Raw genomic sequence first — 17,539 nt, 5'->3', positions numbered from 1 at the left:
TATGTCGATTCTGGCATACGGCACCGTCCTGGCGACGGTGCCTCTCCTATGCTCCGGCGCGGGCCGCGCGCTTCTCCTCCTGGAAGACCCGGATCGCCTCGTACCGCTCAGCGGATCGGGCCCGCCTCTTCGCCGCTTCGTCTTCGCGATTCTTCGGCGGCGCCGTGGTGACGAGCTCGCTCAGGAGCCGGCTGACGACCACGGCGATCTCACCGACGGCGCTGTCGAACGCCGGCTGGTTGGCTCTCGACGGGGTCGTGGTCCCGGCGATCTTGCGCACGAACTGCAGGGCGGCGTCGTGGCATTCCTCATCGGTCGCTGCGGGTTCGAGGTTGTTCAACGGGACGATGTTCCGACACATACCGGAACGCTACGCCGCCCCGCACGCAGACGGAAGAGGCCGACCGGAGGTCCACGGCGCGGAGGGGATGGTGCGGTCGTGGGGCGGTCGCTACGCTCGGGGGCAACCGGGGCCGCCCGTGCGTTCCCTCCCGCCTCGTCGACAGGAAAGCACATGACCAACCCCCCGTTCCCCGAACCGCCAGCGCCCGACTCCTCGAACCCGGTGCCGCCGCCCGCAGCCGCCCCCACTCCGCCTCCGCCCGCCTCGGCACCGACCTGGGATACCGCTCCGGGCGCGGCACCCGCCTCCGGATACCCGGCTCCCGCAGCACCCGCGTATCCGCAGCCGGAACCGACCCCTCCTGGACGCGTGCTGTCCATCGTCGGCCTCGTCCTCGCGTTCGTGGCTGCACCGATCGGCCTCATCCTGAGCATCGTCGCCGTCGTGAAGCTCGGCAAGGCGGGGCAGCCGAAGGGACTCGCGATCGCCGGCATCATCATCGGCGCGATCCTGACCATCGCCGGCATCATCGGGATCATCCTGTTCGCGACGGTCATCGCCGGCCTCATCGGCATGTGTGCCGAGCTGGGCACCGGCGTATGGGAGGTCGACGGCGTCACCTACCGGTGCGGCTGAGCCACCCCCGACGAGAAGACGAGAGGGACCGGATGCGACACGCATCCGGTCCCTCTCGTCGTCTGTGGCGGCTACTTCTTGTAGTTCGGCGCCTCGACCACGATCTGCACGTCGTGCGGGTGCGACTCCTTGAGCCCCGCCGAGGTGATGCGCACGAACTTGCCACGCGTCTTGAGCTCTTCGATGGTGCGCGCGCCGACGTAGAACATCGACTGACGCAGTCCGCCGACCAGCTGATAGGCCACGGCGGAGAGCGGACCGCGGTACGGCACCTGCCCCTCGATGCCCTCGGGGATCAGCTTGTCGTCGCTGGGGACGTCGGCCTGGAAGTAGCGGTCCTTGGAGTACGAGGTCTGCTTGCCACGGGTCTGCATGGCGCCCAGCGAGCCCATGCCGCGGTACTGCTTGAACTGCTTGCCGGACTGGAAGACGATCTCGCCCGGGGACTCGTCGGTTCCGGCCAGGAGCGAGCCGAGCATCACGGCGTCGGCACCGGCGACCAGGGCCTTGGCGATGTCACCCGAGTACTGCAGTCCGCCGTCGGCGATCACCGGAACCCCCGCGGGACGCGCGGCGAGCGACGCCTCGTAGACCGCGGTGACCTGGGGGACGCCCACACCGGCGACGACGCGCGTGGTGCAGATGGACCCGGGACCGACACCGACCTTGACGGCGTCGACGCCCGCGTCGACCAGTGCTTGGGCGCCCTCGCGGGTCGCGACGTTGCCGCCGATGATGTCGATGTGCTCGAACGAGGTGTCGGCCTTGAGACGGCGGACGAGGTCGATGACGCCCTGCGACTGCCCGTTGGCGGTGTCGACCACGAGCACGTCGACACCGGCGTCGCGCAGCGCCTCCGCACGCTCCCAGGCATCGCCGAAGAAGCCGATGGCGGCACCGACGCGCAGGCGGCCCTGGTCGTCCTTGGTGGCGAGCGGGTACTTCTCGCTCTTGTCGAAGTCCTTGATGGTGATGAGGCCGGCGAGCTTGCCGTCGCCGTCGATGAGCGGCAGCTTCTCGACACGGTGCTTGGCGAACAGCGCGATGACCTCGCCCGCGGCGACGCCGACGGGAGCGGTCACGAGGTTCTCCCGCGTCATGACGTCCTTGACGAAGGTGGTCTGACGCTCGAAGCCCGAGACGAACCGCATGTCGCGGTTCGTGATGATGCCGACCAGCTTTCCTTCGTCGTCGACGACCGGAAGACCGGAGATGCGGTACTTCGCGCAGAGGTTGTCGACTTCTTCGACGGTCGCATCCTGCGTCGTCGTGATGGGGTCGGTGATCATGCCCGACTCGCTGCGCTTGACGCGGTCGACGTGCGCGGCCTGGTCGGCGATGGAGAGGTTGCGGTGCAGGATGCCGATGCCGCCCTCACGGGCCATGGCGATCGCCATGCGGGATTCGGTGACCGTGTCCATCGCGCTCGACAGCAGCGGGGTGGCGACCGAGATGCGGCGCGTGATCCGCGACGAGGTGTCGGCCTCGCTGGGGATCACGTCGGTGTGCCCGGGGAGCAGCAGCACGTCATCGTACGTCAGTCCGACGAAGCCGAAGGGATCGTGCTGTTCCATGGATTCTCCTTCTGCGCGAGTCGCGCATGTCCGAGTGCGAGGGGGTGGTCGACGTCGGCCGGTGCGGGGCCGCGGCCCGTATGAAGATTCTAAGCGAGACACGCCCGAGAACATTCCCAGAGCCCCGTCGTTACCGGACTGTTGGCAGGGACCGTAGGCGAATCGCCGATCGCGCATTACGCTCAAGTGCGTCGTCCATCCCCGCGGTCGACCCGACACCGCGGAGACACAGCACTCAAAGTGGAGGTTGCGTGGGACCCACAACAATCGCCGTGCAGCGAAAGCGCCCCTGGGTGGTCGCGCTGCTCGCTATCCTCATGGCGCTCACCGCGTTCGTGTTCCTACCCCCCTCATCGGCTTCGGCCGAGACGACGGACGACGGGCAGGAGGTCACGGAGTTCTACTTCGCCGGTGTCGTCACCTTCGACGATCAACCTGTCGAAGGCGTCGTCATGTCCATCGAAGGCAAGGGCTTCAAGGGTGAGACCGAGACCGACGCCGAAGGCAAATGGCGTCTCTACGTGCCCGAGAAGGAGAAGTACACCCTGACGGTCGATGAGTCGACCCTGCCCGAGGGCGTGATCGTCGACGCGACCCAGTTGCCGGAGGGAACGCAGCCGATCGCGGGGACGACAGCCTCCTTCGAGGTCGAGTTCGGTCTCACCGGGACCAAGATCATGAATCTGTTCCTCGGCGAGGGCCAGCGGGTCACGGTCTCCTTCATCGACCAGCTGCTCTCGCGACTGGTCGGCGGACTGAACTTCGGTCTCCTGCTCGCACTCGCCTCGATGGGTGCCGCGCTCATCTACGGCACCACCCGGTTGTCGAACTTCGCGCACGCGGAGATGGTGACGTGGGGCGGTCTCGTCGCCCTGGTCACGACCACGTTCTGGCATCTCCCGCTCTGGCTCGGCATCGCCGCGGCCGTCATCGGCGGCGGCCTGTTCGGCTGGGCGCTGGATGCGGGGATCTGGCGTCCGCTGCGGCGACGTGGGCTCGGTGTCGTCCAGCTCATGATCGTGAGCATCGGACTCTCCCTGGCCCTCCGCTACGCATTCCAGTTCATCATCGGCGGAGGCACGTACCAGCTCCCCGGCGCCAGCCCCACGCCGATCCAGTTCGGTCCGATCTCGCTGTCCTACATCGACATGATCGCGATGGGCGTGAGCATCGTCGTGATCCTGGCGGTGGCGTTCTTCCTGACACGCACGCGGATCGGCAAGGCGACGCGAGCGATCTCCGACAACCCCCAGCTCGCCGCCGCCTCCGGCATCGACGTCGACAGGGTCATCCGCTATGTCTGGATCCTCTCCGGAACACTGGCCGCGATCTCCGGCATCCTCTGGGCCTACTTCCGCCCGGGTGTGAAGTGGGACATGGGCATGCAGATGCTGCTGCTGATCTTCGCCGCCATCACGCTGGGCGGTCTCGGCACGGCGTTCGGCGCCCTCGTCGGCTCCCTCATCGTCGGCATCGCGGTCGAGGTCTCGACCCTCTGGATCCCGTCGGACCTGAAGTATGCGAGCGCCCTCGTGGTGCTCATCGTCATCCTCCTCGTGAGACCGCAGGGTCTGCTCGGACGCAGGGAAAGGCTGGGCTGATCACCATGGACTTCGGAAGCATCTTCTCGAACACGGCCGTCTACCTGTTCAGCCCGGTCACGATCGCCTACGCCCTCGCGGCGACCGGCCTCGCCGTGCACTTCGGATACGCGGGTCTGCTCAACTTCGGCATGGCCGCCTTCATGGCCATCGGCGGCTACGGCTACGCCATCTCGGTGCTGAGCTTCGGCCTGCCCTGGTGGATCGGCATGCTCATCGGTCTGCTCGGCGGCGCGTTCTTCGCCGTCCTCCTGGGCATCCCGACGCTGCGCCTGCGTGCCGACTATCTCGCGATCGCGACGATCGCGGCGGGTGAGATCGTCCGCCTCCTGTTCACGACGCAGCTGTTCGACGAATGGACCAACAGCGCCGACGGCCTCGCGCAGTACAACGGCGGATTCCGCGATGCGAACCCCATCCCCACGGGCACCTACGGGTTCGGCCCCTGGATGTACAGCGCGAACGATCTCTGGAACCGCGTCTTCGGCGTGATCGTCCTGGCGGTCGCCATCCTCCTGGTGTGGGCGTTGATGCGCAGCCCGTGGGGTCGTGTACTCAAGGGCATCCGCGAGGACGAGGACGCGGTGCGGTCGCTCGGCAAGAACGTCTTCGCCTACAAGATGCAGGCGCTCGTGGTGGGTGGTGTGATCGGCGCCGCGGGCGGGATCATCTTCGTGCTCCCCTCCGCGGTCGTCCCCGGCAGCTACTCGACGTCGCTGACGTTCTTCCTGTGGACCATCCTCCTTCTCGGCGGCGCGGCCACGGTGTTCGGGCCCACGCTGGGTGCGGTGCTGTTCTGGGTGGTGTTCGCCTTCATGGCCAACCTGCTCCCCTCGATGGCGAAAGCAGGGCTGCTGCCGATGTCCGACAGCCAGGCATCGACGCTGGTGTTCGTCTTCGTCGGCATCGCGCTCATGCTGCTCGTGATCTTCCGCCCCCAGGGCATCCTCGGCGACAAGAGGGAGATGACCTTTGTCAAATGAACTGACCCCCGAACAGGTCCCCGGCCCCGGCGATGACGCCGCGACGGCTGCGCCGTCCACGGGGAGCATCCGCCGCCCGAAGACGACCGGCCTGACCAAGGGAGAGGTCAAGCCCGGCGTCGCCAAGGTGGATCCGATCCTCGTCGTCGACGCGGTCCAGCGTCGTTTCGGTGGCCTGACCGCCGTCGACGTCGATCACCTCGAAGTGCCCCGTGGCGCAATCACCGCTCTGATCGGCCCGAACGGCGCGGGCAAGACGACGCTCTTCAACCTGCTCTGCGGATTCGACAAGCCCAACAGCGGCACCTGGTCGTTCGACGGCACCAGCCTCTCCGGAGTGCCGTCGTTCAAGGTGGCCAGGATGGGGCAGGTGCGCACGTTCCAGCTGACCAAGTCGCTCTCGCTGCTGACCGTCCTCGAGAACATGAAGCTCGGCGCTCCGCATCAGCGCGGCGAGGGCTTCTGGTCGAGCCTGTTCCCCTTCCTCTGGCGCGCGCAGGACACCGAGATCGAGGGCAAGGCGCGGGAACTGCTGACACGCTTCAAGCTCGACGCCAAGGAGAAGGACTTCGCCGCATCGCTCTCGGGAGGTCAGCGCAAGCTCCTCGAGATGGCCAGAGCGCTGATGAGCGATCCGACGCTGGTGATGCTCGACGAGCCGATGGCCGGCGTCAATCCCGCCCTCACACAGTCGCTCCTCGACCACATCCTCGACTTGAAGGAGCAGGGGATGACCGTGCTCTTCGTCGAGCACGACATGCACATGGTCCGCCACATCGCGGACTGGGTGATCGTGATGGCCGAGGGCCGCGTCGTCGCGGAAGGGCCTCCCGACGAGGTCATGGAGAACCCGGCGGTCGTCGATGCCTACCTCGGTGCGCATCAGGACCTCGACCTGGGAGCGGTCACCGGGCGCATCCCCGTGCTCGAGGACGCCGCGGCGATCAGACTCCGCGAGAAGATCGAAGCAGAAGCGGAGGCCGAGCTCGAAGCGAGCGATCCGGTCTCCGGGACCGAGGGGAAGGGCAGCGCATGAGCGCGGAGACGCCGACGAACGCACCGCAGGCCATACCGCAGGACGACGTCGTCGTCGAGCTGACCGATGTCCATGCCGGGTACCTCCCCGGAGTGAACATCCTCAACGGTGCGAACCTCATCGCCCGCCAGGGGGAACTGATCGGGATTATCGGCCCGAACGGCGCCGGCAAGTCGACCCTGCTGAAGGCCATCTTCGGTCTGGTGAACGTGCGCAGCGGCGACATCACGGTGAAGGGCGAGAGCATCGTGGGCCTGAAGGCTGACAAGCTCGTCCGGCGCGGAGTCGCCTTCGTGCCGCAGACGAACAACGTCTTCCCCTCTCTCTCGATCGAGGAGAACCTGCAGATGGGGCTCTACCAGAACCCCAAGATCTACACGGAGCGGCTCGAATTCGTGACCGGCATCTTCGCCGAACTGGGAAAGCGGCTCAAGCAGCGCGCAGGCTCCCTCTCCGGCGGCGAGCGGCAGATGGTCGCGATGTCGCGCGCGCTGATGATGGATCCGTCGGTGCTGCTGCTCGACGAGCCGTCGGCCGGCCTCTCCCCCGTGCGTCAGGATGACGCGTTCATCCGGGTGTCCGACATCAACAAGGCCGGCGTCACGACGATCATGGTGGAGCAGAACGCCCGACGCTGCCTGCAGATCTGCGACCGCGGGTATGTGCTCGATCAGGGCAAGGATGCCCACGAGGGCACCGGGCGGGATCTGCTGAACGACCCGAAGGTGATCGGTCTCTACCTCGGAACGCTCGGCACCGACGCGGCCTGAACCGCCGACGCCGACGCGGCGACACCACGACAGGACATCACACGACAAAGGCCCCGGATCGGATCCGGGGCCTTCGTCATGTGATCGTCTGATCAGTTGGTGCGGGTGATCATGTTGTCGGCACCGTACTTGTAGATGCCGATCGATGCGCCCTGCGGGTCGCCGGCCTCATCGAAGGTGATGTCGCCGGAGTAGCCGTCGTAGTCGGCCGTGCCGCCGTCGTTGATGATCTTGGCGCACTCGGCGAAGCTGGTGCACTTCTTGCCGTCGCCGGAACCGCCCGAGACCTCCTGCATCTTGGCCGCGATGTCCGCGCCCTCGGTGGAGCCCGCCGCCAGCGACGCCAGAGCCACGAGGATGACGGCGTCGTACGCCTCAGCCGCGTAGGTGAAGTCCTTGACCTCGGGGTTGCCCTCGCCGGTCCAGTAGTCCTGCAGACGCGAGGTGAAGTCGTCCGCGAGCGCAGGACCGGCCTTGGTTCCCTGCGCGCCCTCGAGCGAGACCGGGATCTCCGTGCCGTAGTCGGACAGGTTGCCGTCGACCATGTAGAACTTGTCGGCCGAGATGCCGGCGTTCACCAGCAGCGGTGCGATGGTCTTGAACTGGTCGAACGACACGATCGCGACCGCGTCGGGGTTCTGCGCCTTGATCGACTCGACCTGCGCGTCGAACTGCGCGTCGCCCACGTTGAACGAGACCGACTCGACGACCTCGCCGCCGGTGCTCTCGAACGTCTTCGTGATGGCGTCGTTGAGGCCGGTGCCGTACGCGTCGTTCTGGTAGATGATGCCGAGCGTCTTCGCGCCGTCCTCGGCGATCAGGTTGCCGAGCACCTCGCCCTGCAGCAGGTCACTGGGGGCGGTGCGGAAGTACAGGCCGTTGTCATCCCACGTGGTGAAGTCGGGCGACGTGTTCGACGCCGAGATCTGCAGGATGCCTGCGCTCACGTTGCCGTCGAGGATGAGCTTGGAGACGCCCGACGCCGCGGCGCCGACGATGGCGGAGACGCCCGCGCCCTGCAGCTTGGTGATCGACGTCTCGTAGGCCTTGGTGTCGGTGTCGCCCTCGTCTTCGGCCGTCAGGTCGATCGTGACGCCGGCGGCGGCGTCGTTGACCTCCTGGACGGCGAGCCCGACACCGGACTCCATGGGCGGGCCGAGGAACGCCAGCGAACCCGTCTGCGGAAGCAGCGAACCGAGCTTGAGCGTCAGATCGGCGGCGGGCTTGTCGCTGCCGCCGCTCTCCGAGCTCGGAGTGCTGCTGCAGCCGGCGATGACAATGGCGGATGCACTGATCAGTGCGATCCCGGCGAAGACCTTCGCTGTGCGCGAGCCCTTCAATGCGTTCATGATGCTCCCTTGCGTAACTGAACGTGGATTGTGGCCACAATCGGGTGCTCTAACACTAGGGCGTGAGTCCCGCGCACAGGGGTCGCAAGTATCTCGGTGCGTTAACGATCCGACACCCGGTCCCTCGGCGGATGAATCCGGGGATCAGGCGGGTTCGGCCCGGGGAATCCTGCGCCCCCGACGCGCGGCGAGCAGCAGGTCGACGATGAAGACGCCGATCGCGATCCACACGATGATGAAGCCCGCCCAGCGTTCGGCCGGCATCGGCTCATGCAGCACCAGGACGCCGATGAGGAACTGCATCACGGGGGTGATGAACTGGATCATGCCGATCACGGTGAGGTTGATGCGTCGGGTCCCCGCGGCGAAGAGCAGCAGCGGGACGGCCGTGGCGACACCGGCGAAGGCCAGCAGCAGCGCATGCGCCCAACCGTTCGCCCCCATCGTGATCCCCGTGGTCTGTGCGACGACGATCAGCTGCATCACCGCGATGGGGATCAGCCAGAACGACTCCAGCGTCAGACCGCTGACCGCATCGACGGCAGGGCCGATCTTCTTCTTGATGAGTCCGTAGACCCCGAAGGACGCGGTGAGTGACAGCGCGATCCACGGGAGCTCCCCGTAGGCGACGACGATCACGACGACGGCGATCGCGGCGATGCCGATCGCCGCCCACTGCAATCGGCGGATGCGCTCCTTCAGCACGAAGACGCCGAGCAGGACGGTCGTGATCGGGTTGATGAAGTAGCCCAGACTCGTCTCGACGACGTTGCCGCTGAGGGTTCCGATCAGGAACACCTGCCAGTTGACGTAGATCAGCAGCCCCGCGAGCGCCGTCCAGCCCAGCAGCCGGGGTTGCCGGATGATGACGCCGAACGCCGCCCAGCCGCGCATGACCGTGAGCAGCAGGAGGCAGAAGACGAACGACAGCAGGACGCGCCAGGCGACGACCTCCCACGGCCCCGTCGGAACCAGGAGGAGGAAGTAGAGGGGAAGCACACCCCAGAGGAGGTAGGCCCCACCGGCGTAGGCGACGCCGGCGGTCTGCGCGGCGCGGGTGGTCTGTGGTGGCACCGCACAACCCTATGCCCGCGGCGGCGTCGCGAACGGCGCCGCCGGCCCGTCGATCGCAGTTCGGCAGGAATCGGACGCTCGCTGGCGGATGCAGAAGGGGCCCGGATGCGATACGCATCCGGGCCCCTTCGATGACCTTGCCCGCCCCTCAGGAGAGACGGGAATCAGGTTCCGCAGATCAGCGGACGACGACCGCCAGGACGTCGCGGGCCGACAGGACGAGGAACTCGTCTGCGCCGAACTTCACCTCGGTGCCGCCGTACTTGCTGTAGAGCACGCGGTCGCCGACGGCGACGTCGAGCGGAACACGGTTGCCGTTGTCGTCGATGCGGCCGGGGCCGACCGCCACGACCTCGCCCTCCTGGGGCTTCTCCTTGGCGGTGTCGGGGATGACCAGGCCACTCGCGGTGGTCTGCTCGGCCTCGACCTGCTTGATGACGATGCGGTCCTCGAGCGGCTTGATGGAAACCGACACGGTCTACCTCTTCTTTCTTGACGCTGACACGAAAGACTTGTTCGCACTCTCAACCCGAGAGTGCTAATCCAGTCTAGGCGCTCGGCTGGCACTCACGCAATGCGAGTGCCAGTGCGCGCCGCAGTTCGACGACTCGCACGGGCAATTAGGCTGAGCGGGTGGAGATGTCCGAGCTGCGCGCCCTGCTGACCCCCGCCGGTCTCGAACTGCTCGACGCGGTCGGGCCCATCGAATCGACCGCCGATGTCGCCCGCACCGTCTCGCGGCTGCGCGCGGGCGACCACTCCCCCGAGCTGGTCTCCGCCGTCGTCGGCCAGGCCCGCCTGCGCTCCAGGGCCACCGCGAAGTTCGGGCCCTTCGCCGCACGCATGCTGTTCACCCGCGCGGGGCTGGAGCAGGCGACGAGGCTGGGCGTCGCAGCCCGGCATGCGCAGCGGATCCGTCACGCCGGTTTCACCCGTGTCGCCGACCTCGGCTGCGGAATCGGCGGTGACGCCCTGGCCTTCGCCGGCGCCGGACTCGATGTGCGCGCCGTCGACGCCGACGAGGTGACCTCGGCGATCGCCGCCTACAACCTGGCCCCGTTCGGCGACAGCGCGGTCGTCGACCATCGCACGGCCGAAGACGCCTTCTCGTCGCTGGACCCGGGGAGCGCGGTCTGGATGGACCCGGCCAGACGCACTTCGGGTCACAGCGAGACCCGACGCGTCTCGGCCGACGACTACTCCCCCTCGCTGGACTGGGCATTCGAGGTGGCGGCTCACCATCCGACCGGTATCAAGCTCGGACCGGCGCACGACCGCGACGCCCTGCCGGACGACGCCGAGGCACAGTGGGTCAGCGCCGACGGCAGCGTGGTCGAACTGGTCGTCTGGAGCGGCGCGCTCGCCCGGGAAGGGGTGCGGCGTGCGGCCCTCGTGATCCGCGACGAGCGCTCGCACGAGCTGACGGCGCCGGCGGACGCCCCCGATGAACCCGTGCGCGAGCTCGGCGCGTTCGTGCACGAACCGGACGGCGCCGTGATCCGTGCGCGGCTGATCGGCGAGGTCGCCCGGAGCCTGGAGGCGGGGATGCTCGACGAGCACATCGCCTATCTGACCTCCGACGCGGCGTTGACGAGTCCTTTCGTGCAGTCCTTCCGGGTGCGCGAGACCCTCCCGGCCCACCCCAAGGCGATCAACGCCGCCCTGCAGGCGCAGGGCATCGGGCGTCTGGAGATCAAGAAGCGCGGAGTCGACGTGGATCCCGCCGCTTTCCGCAAGAAGCTCACGCTGCGTGGGGACCAGGAGGCGACACTCATCCTGGCCCGCATCGGCGATCAGCGCCGCGCGATCCTCGCCGACCGGGTGCCCGCAGCGAACTGACCCCCGCTCAACGCTCCGCGTCGCGACCCGGCGGCTCGACCACGATGGGGTCGCCGGGAGGCGCGTCGACCCGGACGGTATCCCCCGGCTCCGCGCCGGTCACCGGCGCGTCGGTGATGGTCAGATAGGGCGTCTGCCACCTCGTGAACCGCGCCTCGAGCACCGAGGAGCCGACGACCCCGCCGGAAGCCCCGTCGACGTCATCGATCCGCGCTTCGATCCCGGATTCCGCTGCCGCGTCGAGAGATGCGCACGCCGTCAGATCGACGGCGTCGACGACGAGGCACTTCTCGATCTCGCCCTCGTGAGAGAGACGGTCGCCGACCCACACCGGGGCCGTGCGGAAGTAACCCACGATCTCGATCGTGAACGCGAACCCCGCATCCACCAGTTCCTCTGCCCGCGTGCGCTCGTCGCCCGCGAACTGCGAGGGCGCCGTGGAGGGCATCGACCAGTGCTGGAGCACGACCATCGGCTCCCCCGTCGTCGAGACGAGCATCGTGGCGTTCACACCCCCTACGCCACGCGGGTCGCCGTCCGGGTCGTCGTCCGGCGCGGCGAGCGGCACGGGAAACGACACGCTCAGGCCGCGTCCGGTGTCGGCGACCGGCAGACAGTTCGACTGCGACTGTTCGCCCGCATCGAGGATCACGCACACGATGCTGCCGTCGTCCTTGGTCGCGTACCACGCCAGGGCCTCTTCGTCCCGAGCGACGGCGCGGATCGAGCCGGGGTCGAAGTCGGCCGCGGCGAGCACCTCGCGGCGTTCCTGCTGCGCTGCCGTGAGCGGGATGCTCCCGTCTCGTGGCGCGAAAACGGCCCCACCGATGGCGGTACCGAGCGCCAGAAGCAGGACGGCGAGCGCCGACACGCCCCACCGATAGCGCCGAAGGGCACGGCGAACCGCGCCCCATGACCGTGGCGCATCCACCGGCTCAGACTCAGGCGCAGGCTCAAGCTCAGGCACCGGCACCGGCACCGGCTCAGGCTCAGGCTCAGGCTCAGGCTCAGGCTCAGGCTCAGGCGCATCCACCGGCTCAGACTCAGACAGAGGACGCTCCGGGCCGATGCTCACCGTGAGTGGCTCCGCAGGAGTCGGCGTGCTCGTCGACATCGCGGATCGTCGAGCATCCTCGAGCTCACGCAACCGCCGGAGCTCGTCATCCGTCACCACACCGTCGCGGGCGTAGGCCCTGCGCCGGAGCGCGCGGAGCTCGTCGGCGTCAGCCTCCCCCTGCACGGCCAGCACCCCCCTCACGCCTGATCGTCAGAGAGGAGTTCCCGTTGCTCGCGGTCGGAAGCTCGAGGCGCACGAGCTCGTCGCTCGCATCGTCGAGCACGTTCAGCACCAGCGTGGCACCCTGCTCCTGCATCGTGAGTGCATCCGCGCAGACGCGCGGGAAGCGGTCGTCCGAGCCGTCGTAGATCAGGCAGGTCTGGAAGCCCTCGAGCTCCATCCCCGTCCACACCGGCACCTCTCCGTCGTAGCCGATGACCCAGAGCGAGTTGATCTCGAACCCCTGCCCGGCGATCCGCTTCGCCTTCTCCGCCTCCTCGGCGTTCTCGTAGATGACCCCGTTGGTGGTGCCGGGACCGTACTCCGACGTGTGGACGGCGACGGCGGGCTCCCCGGAGGGGGCGAACATCAGCTGCACATTGAGCTCGCGTCTGATCTCGTCCTTCGACTCCAGCGTGACCGCGCCGAAGAGCCCCGTCCTCTCGACCGACTCGGTACGCTCGCAGGTGGGCAGGGCCGACGGGGATGTCGCCACGAGCAGGCACGTGCTCTCTCCGTCGTCCTTGGTCGCCGCCCAGATGACCGCGCCCTGTTCCACCGCGAGGGCGCGCAGGGATCCCTGATCGTAGCGCCCACCCGCGATCAGGGCGCTCTGCCATTCCTGCTGCTGCGCGGTCAGGGCGACCGAAGCGGTGCCGGATCTGCCGAAGAGCATCCAGCCGCATCCCACACCGACGACCAGCAGCACCGCGACGGCGATCGCGGCCGCCCGCCAGTGCACGCGCAGCAGTGGGAGGACGCGCGGGGCGATGTCGTGCGAGGCTGCGTCGTCGGCAGCCGTCCCCGCCGCAAGCGACGTCTCCGCATCCGATACCTCGGCGGCATGTGTGCCCTGGCGCTCGGTTCCGGTGTCCGGGAGATCGACCGGGGATCGTCCAGCCGCCTCCGACGCGGAGGAGGTCACGGCATCGACGGGTGACGCCTCGCCGCGCGGCGCGATCGGACGCGCGACCCGGCGCTCCTCCAGCTCGCGCAGTCTGGCCGCGTCGGCGCCCGTGAGCGAGGAGTCCCGGGCATAAGCCCGCGCCTGCAGGGAGCGCAGTTCCTCGAGCTCCGCCGCGTCCAGCACCGGTCAGCCGAGTCTCTCGAACTGCATGCCGGCCCAGACCAGCCAGCCCAGGCTGTAGACCGTCGCGCAGAGACCGAGCACGAGCGCCCACCGCGCGATCGCCCGGCTCTCGACAGGGCGACGCAGCGACATGATCGCCGCGATCACCGAGACCACCGCGACGGGGATACCCCAGCCGACGAAGAACGATGCCCCGAGAGCCACGATCGCGGCCAACAGCGCCCAGGGAGCGAGACGGGTGTCGTCGATCGGCACGGATCCCGTCGACGGCTCCCACTCCGTGTCATCGGGCGCATCGATGTCCGGACCGGTCGCGACGACCGGTTCGATGCCGACAGGCCCGGTCGGCATCTTGGTGTAGCCGTCACGGCGGGCGCCGGGCAGACGAGCGTTCCCGGCCGGATGCTCGACCTCGCCGCTGGGACGTTCGATGCGCGCCGCCGGCGTCGTCGAGGGTGTCGCCTCGGGAGAGCCGGAAACGTCGCTCATGCCGACACCGCCTCCGCGATCTGGATCTCGGTCACGGGAAGCGTCGAGTCCGCACCGAAGTCCAGGGTGGACGGACGGCGGCCGGACGAGATCAGCTCGGCGGCGAGCGCCGCGATCATCGCGCCATTGTCGGTGCACAAGGACAGTGGCGGAATGCGCACCGTGACCCCCGCGGCTCCGGCCCGTTCCAGAGCGACCTCACGCAGACGCCGGTTGGCGATCACGCCGCCTCCGAGCAGCAGCCGCGGCACACCGAGGTCGGCGCAGGCGGCCAGCGCCTTCGTGACCAGAACGTCCACCACCGCTTCCCGGAAGCTCGCAGCGACATCGGCGACCGGGACGTCGACCCCCTCGGCTTCACAGCGCTCGACCCAACGGGCCACCGCGGTCTTCAGCCCCGAGAACGAGAAGTCGTAGCGGTGCTTCGCCAGGTCGGAGGCACGGGACAGCCCGCGGGGGAACCGGATCGCGTTCGGGTCGCCGTCGGCCGCTGCGCGGTCGATCTCCGGTCCGCCGGGATACGGCAGCGAGAGCAGGCGGGCGACCTTGTCGAAGGCCTCTCCCGCCGCGTCGTCCATCGTCTCCCCCAGCAGCTCGACGTCGGTGGTGAGGTCGCGCACATGCAGCAGCGAGGTGTGTCCACCGGACACGAGCAGCGCGACGGTCGGATATTCGAGCGGAGCGGAGTCGGCGGTGAGGATGTCGGCGGCGATGTGCCCGACCAGATGGTTCACCGCGTACAGGGGCTTGTCGAGCGAGACCGCCAGGCCCTTCGCCGCGCCGACGCCGACCATCAGGGCCCCGGCGAGCCCAGGGCCGCTCGTGACGGCGACCGCGTCGAGGTCGTCCAGGCGCACATCGGCCTCGGCGAGTGCCGCATCGATCGCCGGCTGCAGCGCCTCGAGGTGCGCTCGGGCGGCGACCTCGGGCACGACGCCGCCGTATCGCGCGTGCTCGTCCATGCTCGAGGCGATGGTGTTCGAGAGCAGGGTACGTCCGCGCACGATGCCGATGCCCGTCTCGTCGCAGCTCGTCTCGATGCCGAGGACCAGCGGTTCGCTCATGACTTCGCCTCCTCGGCCGTGGTGCCCGGCACCGGGTGACCTGGCAGTTCTCGACGCATCACGATCGCATCGACGTCGTCGGGCTGATAGTAATGCGGGCGGCGGGCGATCTCTTCGAAACCCTCGGCCCGGTAGAGCCCCTCGGCAGAGGGGTTGTCGGCCCTCACCTCGAGGAAGATCTCGCGCGCACCACGCTCCGAGGCCGCCGCGAGCAGCGCCCGCAGCAGCGTCCTGCCCCGCCCCTGGCCGCGGTACTCGGCGAGCAACGCGATGGTCTGGACGTCGGCGTCGGCGCTTCCCTGCAGGGCGCGCACCCCGCCGTACCCGACCACCGCCCCCTCATGCTCGTCGACCAGGTACCGTCCGTGCGGGCTCGCCAGCTCGGCGGCCATGGTCTCCGAGCTCCAGGCGTCCGACGGGAACGACCGGTTCTCGATCGCCATGATCGCGTCGAGGTCTTCGACGGTGGCGTGGCGAAGCGTCATGTGCCCACCTTCTTCGGGGCGCCGGGGAGCGTGACGTCGGGGTGACGCATGTAGAGGGGCTCGTCGCCGGCGAGGGTGCGACCGGCCGCGAGCGCGCGTGCGCCGACCCGCGCCAGATCCGTCCCGGAGAGCGTCGCCACATCGATACGTCGGATGCCGTCGAGGTACGCGTCGGCCTCTGTGGCCCGCACGAGCACGGTGTCGGAGACGGTCACCGGGATGCCGTCGTCGTCGAGGCCGTGGAACACGGTGATCGCGACCTCGCGGCGGCGGGCGTCCGTCACGATCGCGAACGGCGCGGTCACGGCGTCGGTCTCGAGAGCGGTGAGTGCTGCCGCGAGATGGCTGGGGACGGGGATCACCGGCAGTCCGCGCCCGAGGGCGAAGGTGCGCGCTGCGGCGATGCCGATGCGCAGCCCGGTGAAGGGACCGGGTCCCATGCCCGCGACCACGTGGGTGATCTGGGCATCGCCCGCCTCGTGGAGAGCACGGACGAGGAGGTCGCCGATGACCTCGGCATGGCCGAGCGGGTCGACGGCACCGGCTTCGGCGCGTCGCGTCCCGTCGGCATCGATGAGGGCGACAGCCGTGCCCAGGGAAGTATCGACGGCAAGGATCACGACTCCAGATTAGCCGCCGTCCCCTGAGGAGAGCGGCCGACGCGAGCCCAGGTCCGGGGTCAGCCGAGCGGGGCGCGCAGCGGGTAGTCCTGATCCTCGAGGATCACCTGCGATGCGGCTCCCGTCGTCCGGTTGACGATCACCGGGGCGAGGAGATTCACGCTCACCCCCTCAGCGGACGGATGGGCGACCACGAGGATCAGCGCGTCATCCGGCGATCCCAGCGCAAGCCCCTCCGCCTGCTCGTCGGTCAGGATCGGCGCGTACTCGCTCAGAACGCTCCGGGGATCGACGAGGTAGAGGCGCAAGGCGGAGTCGTCGACGGCGCGCATCGAGAAGAGCCCGTCGGATCCGTCGACGGGTGCGAGCGCGAATTCGACGTGGGGGGCGAGTCCCGGCGGCGGGGCGAGGAAGGTCAGTGCGGCGGTCATCGGAGGAAGTCCATGAGCGAGGGCTGGAGGACGCGCGCATTCACGGCGAGCGCCGAGCGGTACACGAGCTCCTGTGCCTGCAGGCGCACGAGCACCTCGATCGAATCGACGTCCTCCACCGCCGTCCTGCGGGACTCGAGGGACACGGAATTCTGCACTGCCGCCTCCTTGGCGCGTTCGATCTGAGCCTGTCTGGTGCCCACGGAGCCCTGCACCGCGAGCATGGCCGTACGGCGACCGTCGATCTCGCCGAGACGGGGACCGACGTTCGTGCCGGATCGGAGGTCGGCGACGATCTTGTCGACGAGGGCGAAGACCGAGTCGTCTCCGGTGCCGTACACGGCGGCGCCGTCGGTGTCGACGCGGACGGATGCCGCGTCCGACACCCGTCGGGTGACCTCGGCTCCGGGCACCCCGCTGTGACTGTAATCGGCAGCGAAGGCCGCGGTGTCGGAGGTACCGGCGAACACGGAGCGTCCGAGCAGCCGGGTGTTGGCCTGGGAGAGGAGCTCTTTGCGGATGCCCTCGAGCTCGACGGCGAGGGCCTCCTTGGCGGTGGCGTCGAGCGCACCGTCGTTCGCTCCCTGGGCGGTGAGGTCGCGGACGCGCCCCAGCAGGGCCGTGCTCGCGGTGATGGCCGTGTCGGCGGCGGTGACCCATGCCAGGCCGTCGTCGATGTTGCGGGCATACTGCTCGGTGCGCCGCTGCTCGGCATGCAGTGCGAGTGCGGCTGCCGCGGCTGCCGGATCGTCGGATGGGGCGGCGAACGCGCGCTGGGACGTCGCCTGCTCCTGCAGACGCGCCAGCTCGGAGAGGTTGGACTGCAGCTGGCGCATGGCCGTCTGCGTCATCGCGGATGACGTCACTCGAGAGATCACG

General features: G+C 68.7%; 19 protein-coding genes. 6 read left to right on the top strand and 13 right to left on the bottom strand.

From position 1 onward, the window contains the following. Positions 1–46 precede the first annotated feature (46 nt). On the bottom strand, positions 47–361 hold the full coding sequence (locus MST3598_RS04905) for a DUF2277 domain-containing protein (protein ID WP_029258604.1): 315 nt from the start codon (positions 359–361) through the stop codon (positions 47–49). A gap of 153 nt (positions 362–514) precedes the next feature. Here MST3598_RS04905 and MST3598_RS04900 point away from each other — a divergent pair, with 153 nt between their 5' ends. Further along, positions 515–979: a hypothetical protein gene (locus MST3598_RS04900; RefSeq protein ID WP_081860083.1), complete on the top strand. Its 465-nt coding sequence runs from the start codon at positions 515–517 to the stop codon at positions 977–979. A gap of 71 nt (positions 980–1,050) precedes the next feature. Here the strand turns inward: MST3598_RS04900 and guaB are convergent, their stop codons facing one another. Then, positions 1,051–2,553: an IMP dehydrogenase gene (gene guaB / locus MST3598_RS04895; protein WP_021198909.1), complete on the bottom strand. Its 1,503-nt coding sequence runs from the start codon at positions 2,551–2,553 to the stop codon at positions 1,051–1,053. Positions 2,554–2,870: 317 nt separating this feature from the next. Between guaB and MST3598_RS04890 the strand changes: the two genes are divergently transcribed. The 4 genes from MST3598_RS04890 (at position 2,871) to MST3598_RS04875 (ending at position 6,943) form a co-directional block, all read left to right on the top strand. Beyond that, positions 2,871–4,154 (top strand): branched-chain amino acid ABC transporter permease, encoded by a 1,284-nt coding sequence (locus tag MST3598_RS04890; protein WP_036271499.1) that lies wholly within the window; start codon positions 2,871–2,873, stop codon positions 4,152–4,154. A gap of 5 nt (positions 4,155–4,159) precedes the next feature. Further along, the gene (locus MST3598_RS04885) at positions 4,160–5,137 is read left to right on the top strand and encodes a branched-chain amino acid ABC transporter permease (RefSeq protein WP_021198911.1); all 978 of its coding nucleotides are present in this window, start codon (positions 4,160–4,162) and stop codon (positions 5,135–5,137) included. Between the two features lie 67 nt (positions 5,138–5,204). Further along, on the top strand, positions 5,205–6,173 hold the full coding sequence (locus tag MST3598_RS04880) for an ABC transporter ATP-binding protein (RefSeq protein WP_051668050.1): 969 nt from the start codon (positions 5,205–5,207) through the stop codon (positions 6,171–6,173). Beyond that, positions 6,170–6,943 (top strand): ABC transporter ATP-binding protein, encoded by a 774-nt coding sequence (locus MST3598_RS04875; protein ID WP_029258607.1) that lies wholly within the window; start codon positions 6,170–6,172, stop codon positions 6,941–6,943. Before MST3598_RS04880 ends, MST3598_RS04875 begins: the two co-directional genes overlap by 4 nt. Positions 6,944–7,035: 92 nt before the next feature. Here MST3598_RS04875 and MST3598_RS04870 read toward each other — a convergent pair whose 3' ends face one another. The 3 genes from MST3598_RS04870 to groES all read right to left on the bottom strand — a co-directional run bounded on the left by MST3598_RS04870 (position 7,036) and on the right by groES (position 9,841). Next, complete coding sequence (locus MST3598_RS04870; protein WP_021198914.1) at positions 7,036–8,292, bottom strand: ABC transporter substrate-binding protein; 1,257 nt, start codon at positions 8,290–8,292, stop codon at positions 7,036–7,038. Between the two features lie 144 nt (positions 8,293–8,436). Further along, complete coding sequence (rarD, locus tag MST3598_RS04865) at positions 8,437–9,366, bottom strand: EamA family transporter RarD (RefSeq protein ID WP_096359470.1); 930 nt, start codon at positions 9,364–9,366, stop codon at positions 8,437–8,439. A 178-nt stretch (positions 9,367–9,544) separates the two neighbouring features. Continuing rightward, positions 9,545–9,841: a co-chaperone GroES gene (groES, locus tag MST3598_RS04860; protein WP_017203655.1), complete on the bottom strand. Its 297-nt coding sequence runs from the start codon at positions 9,839–9,841 to the stop codon at positions 9,545–9,547. A gap of 158 nt (positions 9,842–9,999) precedes the next feature. Here groES and MST3598_RS04855 point away from each other — a divergent pair, with 158 nt between their 5' ends. Beyond that, the gene (locus MST3598_RS04855; RefSeq protein WP_029258609.1) at positions 10,000–11,205 is read left to right on the top strand and encodes a class I SAM-dependent methyltransferase; all 1,206 of its coding nucleotides are present in this window, start codon (positions 10,000–10,002) and stop codon (positions 11,203–11,205) included. A gap of 7 nt (positions 11,206–11,212) precedes the next feature. On the opposite strand, the gene MST3598_RS18365 is transcribed toward MST3598_RS04855, so the two are convergent. From MST3598_RS18365 to MST3598_RS04815, 8 genes are all read right to left on the bottom strand, one after another. Then, positions 11,213–12,136: a hypothetical protein gene (locus MST3598_RS18365; protein ID WP_157749857.1), complete on the bottom strand. Its 924-nt coding sequence runs from the start codon at positions 12,134–12,136 to the stop codon at positions 11,213–11,215. Positions 12,137–12,428: 292 nt separating this feature from the next. Then, a complete protein-coding gene (locus MST3598_RS04845) occupies positions 12,429–13,571 on the bottom strand; it encodes a hypothetical protein (protein ID WP_029258610.1) in 1,143 nt (380 codons plus the stop codon). 3 nt (positions 13,572–13,574) lie between these two features. Next, positions 13,575–14,060: a hypothetical protein gene (locus MST3598_RS04840; protein ID WP_029258611.1), complete on the bottom strand. Its 486-nt coding sequence runs from the start codon at positions 14,058–14,060 to the stop codon at positions 13,575–13,577. Next, complete coding sequence (tsaD, locus tag MST3598_RS04835; RefSeq protein WP_029258612.1) at positions 14,057–15,124, bottom strand: tRNA (adenosine(37)-N6)-threonylcarbamoyltransferase complex transferase subunit TsaD; 1,068 nt, start codon at positions 15,122–15,124, stop codon at positions 14,057–14,059. The genes MST3598_RS04840 and tsaD overlap by 4 nt, the downstream gene beginning before the upstream one ends. Beyond that, complete coding sequence (rimI, locus tag MST3598_RS04830; protein ID WP_029258613.1) at positions 15,121–15,609, bottom strand: ribosomal protein S18-alanine N-acetyltransferase; 489 nt, start codon at positions 15,607–15,609, stop codon at positions 15,121–15,123. Before rimI ends, tsaD begins: the two co-directional genes overlap by 4 nt. Next, complete coding sequence (gene tsaB / locus MST3598_RS04825; RefSeq protein WP_029258614.1) at positions 15,606–16,229, bottom strand: tRNA (adenosine(37)-N6)-threonylcarbamoyltransferase complex dimerization subunit type 1 TsaB; 624 nt, start codon at positions 16,227–16,229, stop codon at positions 15,606–15,608. The genes rimI and tsaB overlap by 4 nt, the downstream gene beginning before the upstream one ends. Positions 16,230–16,288: 59 nt before the next feature. After that, positions 16,289–16,660: a flagellar assembly protein FliW gene (locus MST3598_RS04820; protein WP_029258615.1), complete on the bottom strand. Its 372-nt coding sequence runs from the start codon at positions 16,658–16,660 to the stop codon at positions 16,289–16,291. Next, positions 16,657–17,538 (bottom strand): flagellin N-terminal helical domain-containing protein, encoded by an 882-nt coding sequence (locus MST3598_RS04815; RefSeq protein ID WP_029258616.1) that lies wholly within the window; start codon positions 17,536–17,538, stop codon positions 16,657–16,659. The genes MST3598_RS04820 and MST3598_RS04815 overlap by 4 nt, the downstream gene beginning before the upstream one ends. Between the last annotated feature and the right edge of the window lies 1 nt (position 17,539).

This window comes from Microbacterium sp. TPU 3598, from assembly GCF_002356155.1.
Taxonomy (GTDB): Bacteria; Actinomycetota; Actinomycetes; order Actinomycetales; family Microbacteriaceae; genus Microbacterium; species Microbacterium maritypicum_A.
Note: the sequence above shows the minus strand (reverse complement) of the source record. Positions and strands in the feature narration are given on the sequence as shown.

Excerpts from the sequence above, each read along its gene's own strand:
- MST3598_RS04905 (WP_029258604.1), bottom strand. The coding sequence starts at position 361 with ATGTGTCGGAACATCGTCCCGTTGAACAACCTCGAACCCGCAGCGACC.
- MST3598_RS04900 (WP_081860083.1), top strand. The coding sequence starts at position 515 with ATGACCAACCCCCCGTTCCCCGAACCGCCAGCGCCCGACTCCTCGAAC.
- guaB (WP_021198909.1), bottom strand. The coding sequence starts at position 2,553 with ATGGAACAGCACGATCCCTTCGGCTTCGTCGGACTGACGTACGATGAC.
- MST3598_RS04890 (WP_036271499.1), top strand. The coding sequence starts at position 2,871 with ATGGCGCTCACCGCGTTCGTGTTCCTACCCCCCTCATCGGCTTCGGCC.
- MST3598_RS04885 (WP_021198911.1), top strand. The coding sequence starts at position 4,160 with ATGGACTTCGGAAGCATCTTCTCGAACACGGCCGTCTACCTGTTCAGC.
- MST3598_RS04875 (WP_029258607.1), top strand. The coding sequence starts at position 6,170 with ATGAGCGCGGAGACGCCGACGAACGCACCGCAGGCCATACCGCAGGAC.
- MST3598_RS04870 (WP_021198914.1), bottom strand. The coding sequence starts at position 8,292 with ATGAACGCATTGAAGGGCTCGCGCACAGCGAAGGTCTTCGCCGGGATC.
- MST3598_RS04840 (WP_029258611.1), bottom strand. The coding sequence starts at position 14,060 with ATGAGCGACGTTTCCGGCTCTCCCGAGGCGACACCCTCGACGACGCCG.
- tsaD (WP_029258612.1), bottom strand. The coding sequence starts at position 15,124 with ATGAGCGAACCGCTGGTCCTCGGCATCGAGACGAGCTGCGACGAGACG.
- rimI (WP_029258613.1), bottom strand. The coding sequence starts at position 15,609 with ATGACGCTTCGCCACGCCACCGTCGAAGACCTCGACGCGATCATGGCG.
- MST3598_RS04820 (WP_029258615.1), bottom strand. The coding sequence starts at position 16,660 with ATGACCGCCGCACTGACCTTCCTCGCCCCGCCGCCGGGACTCGCCCCC.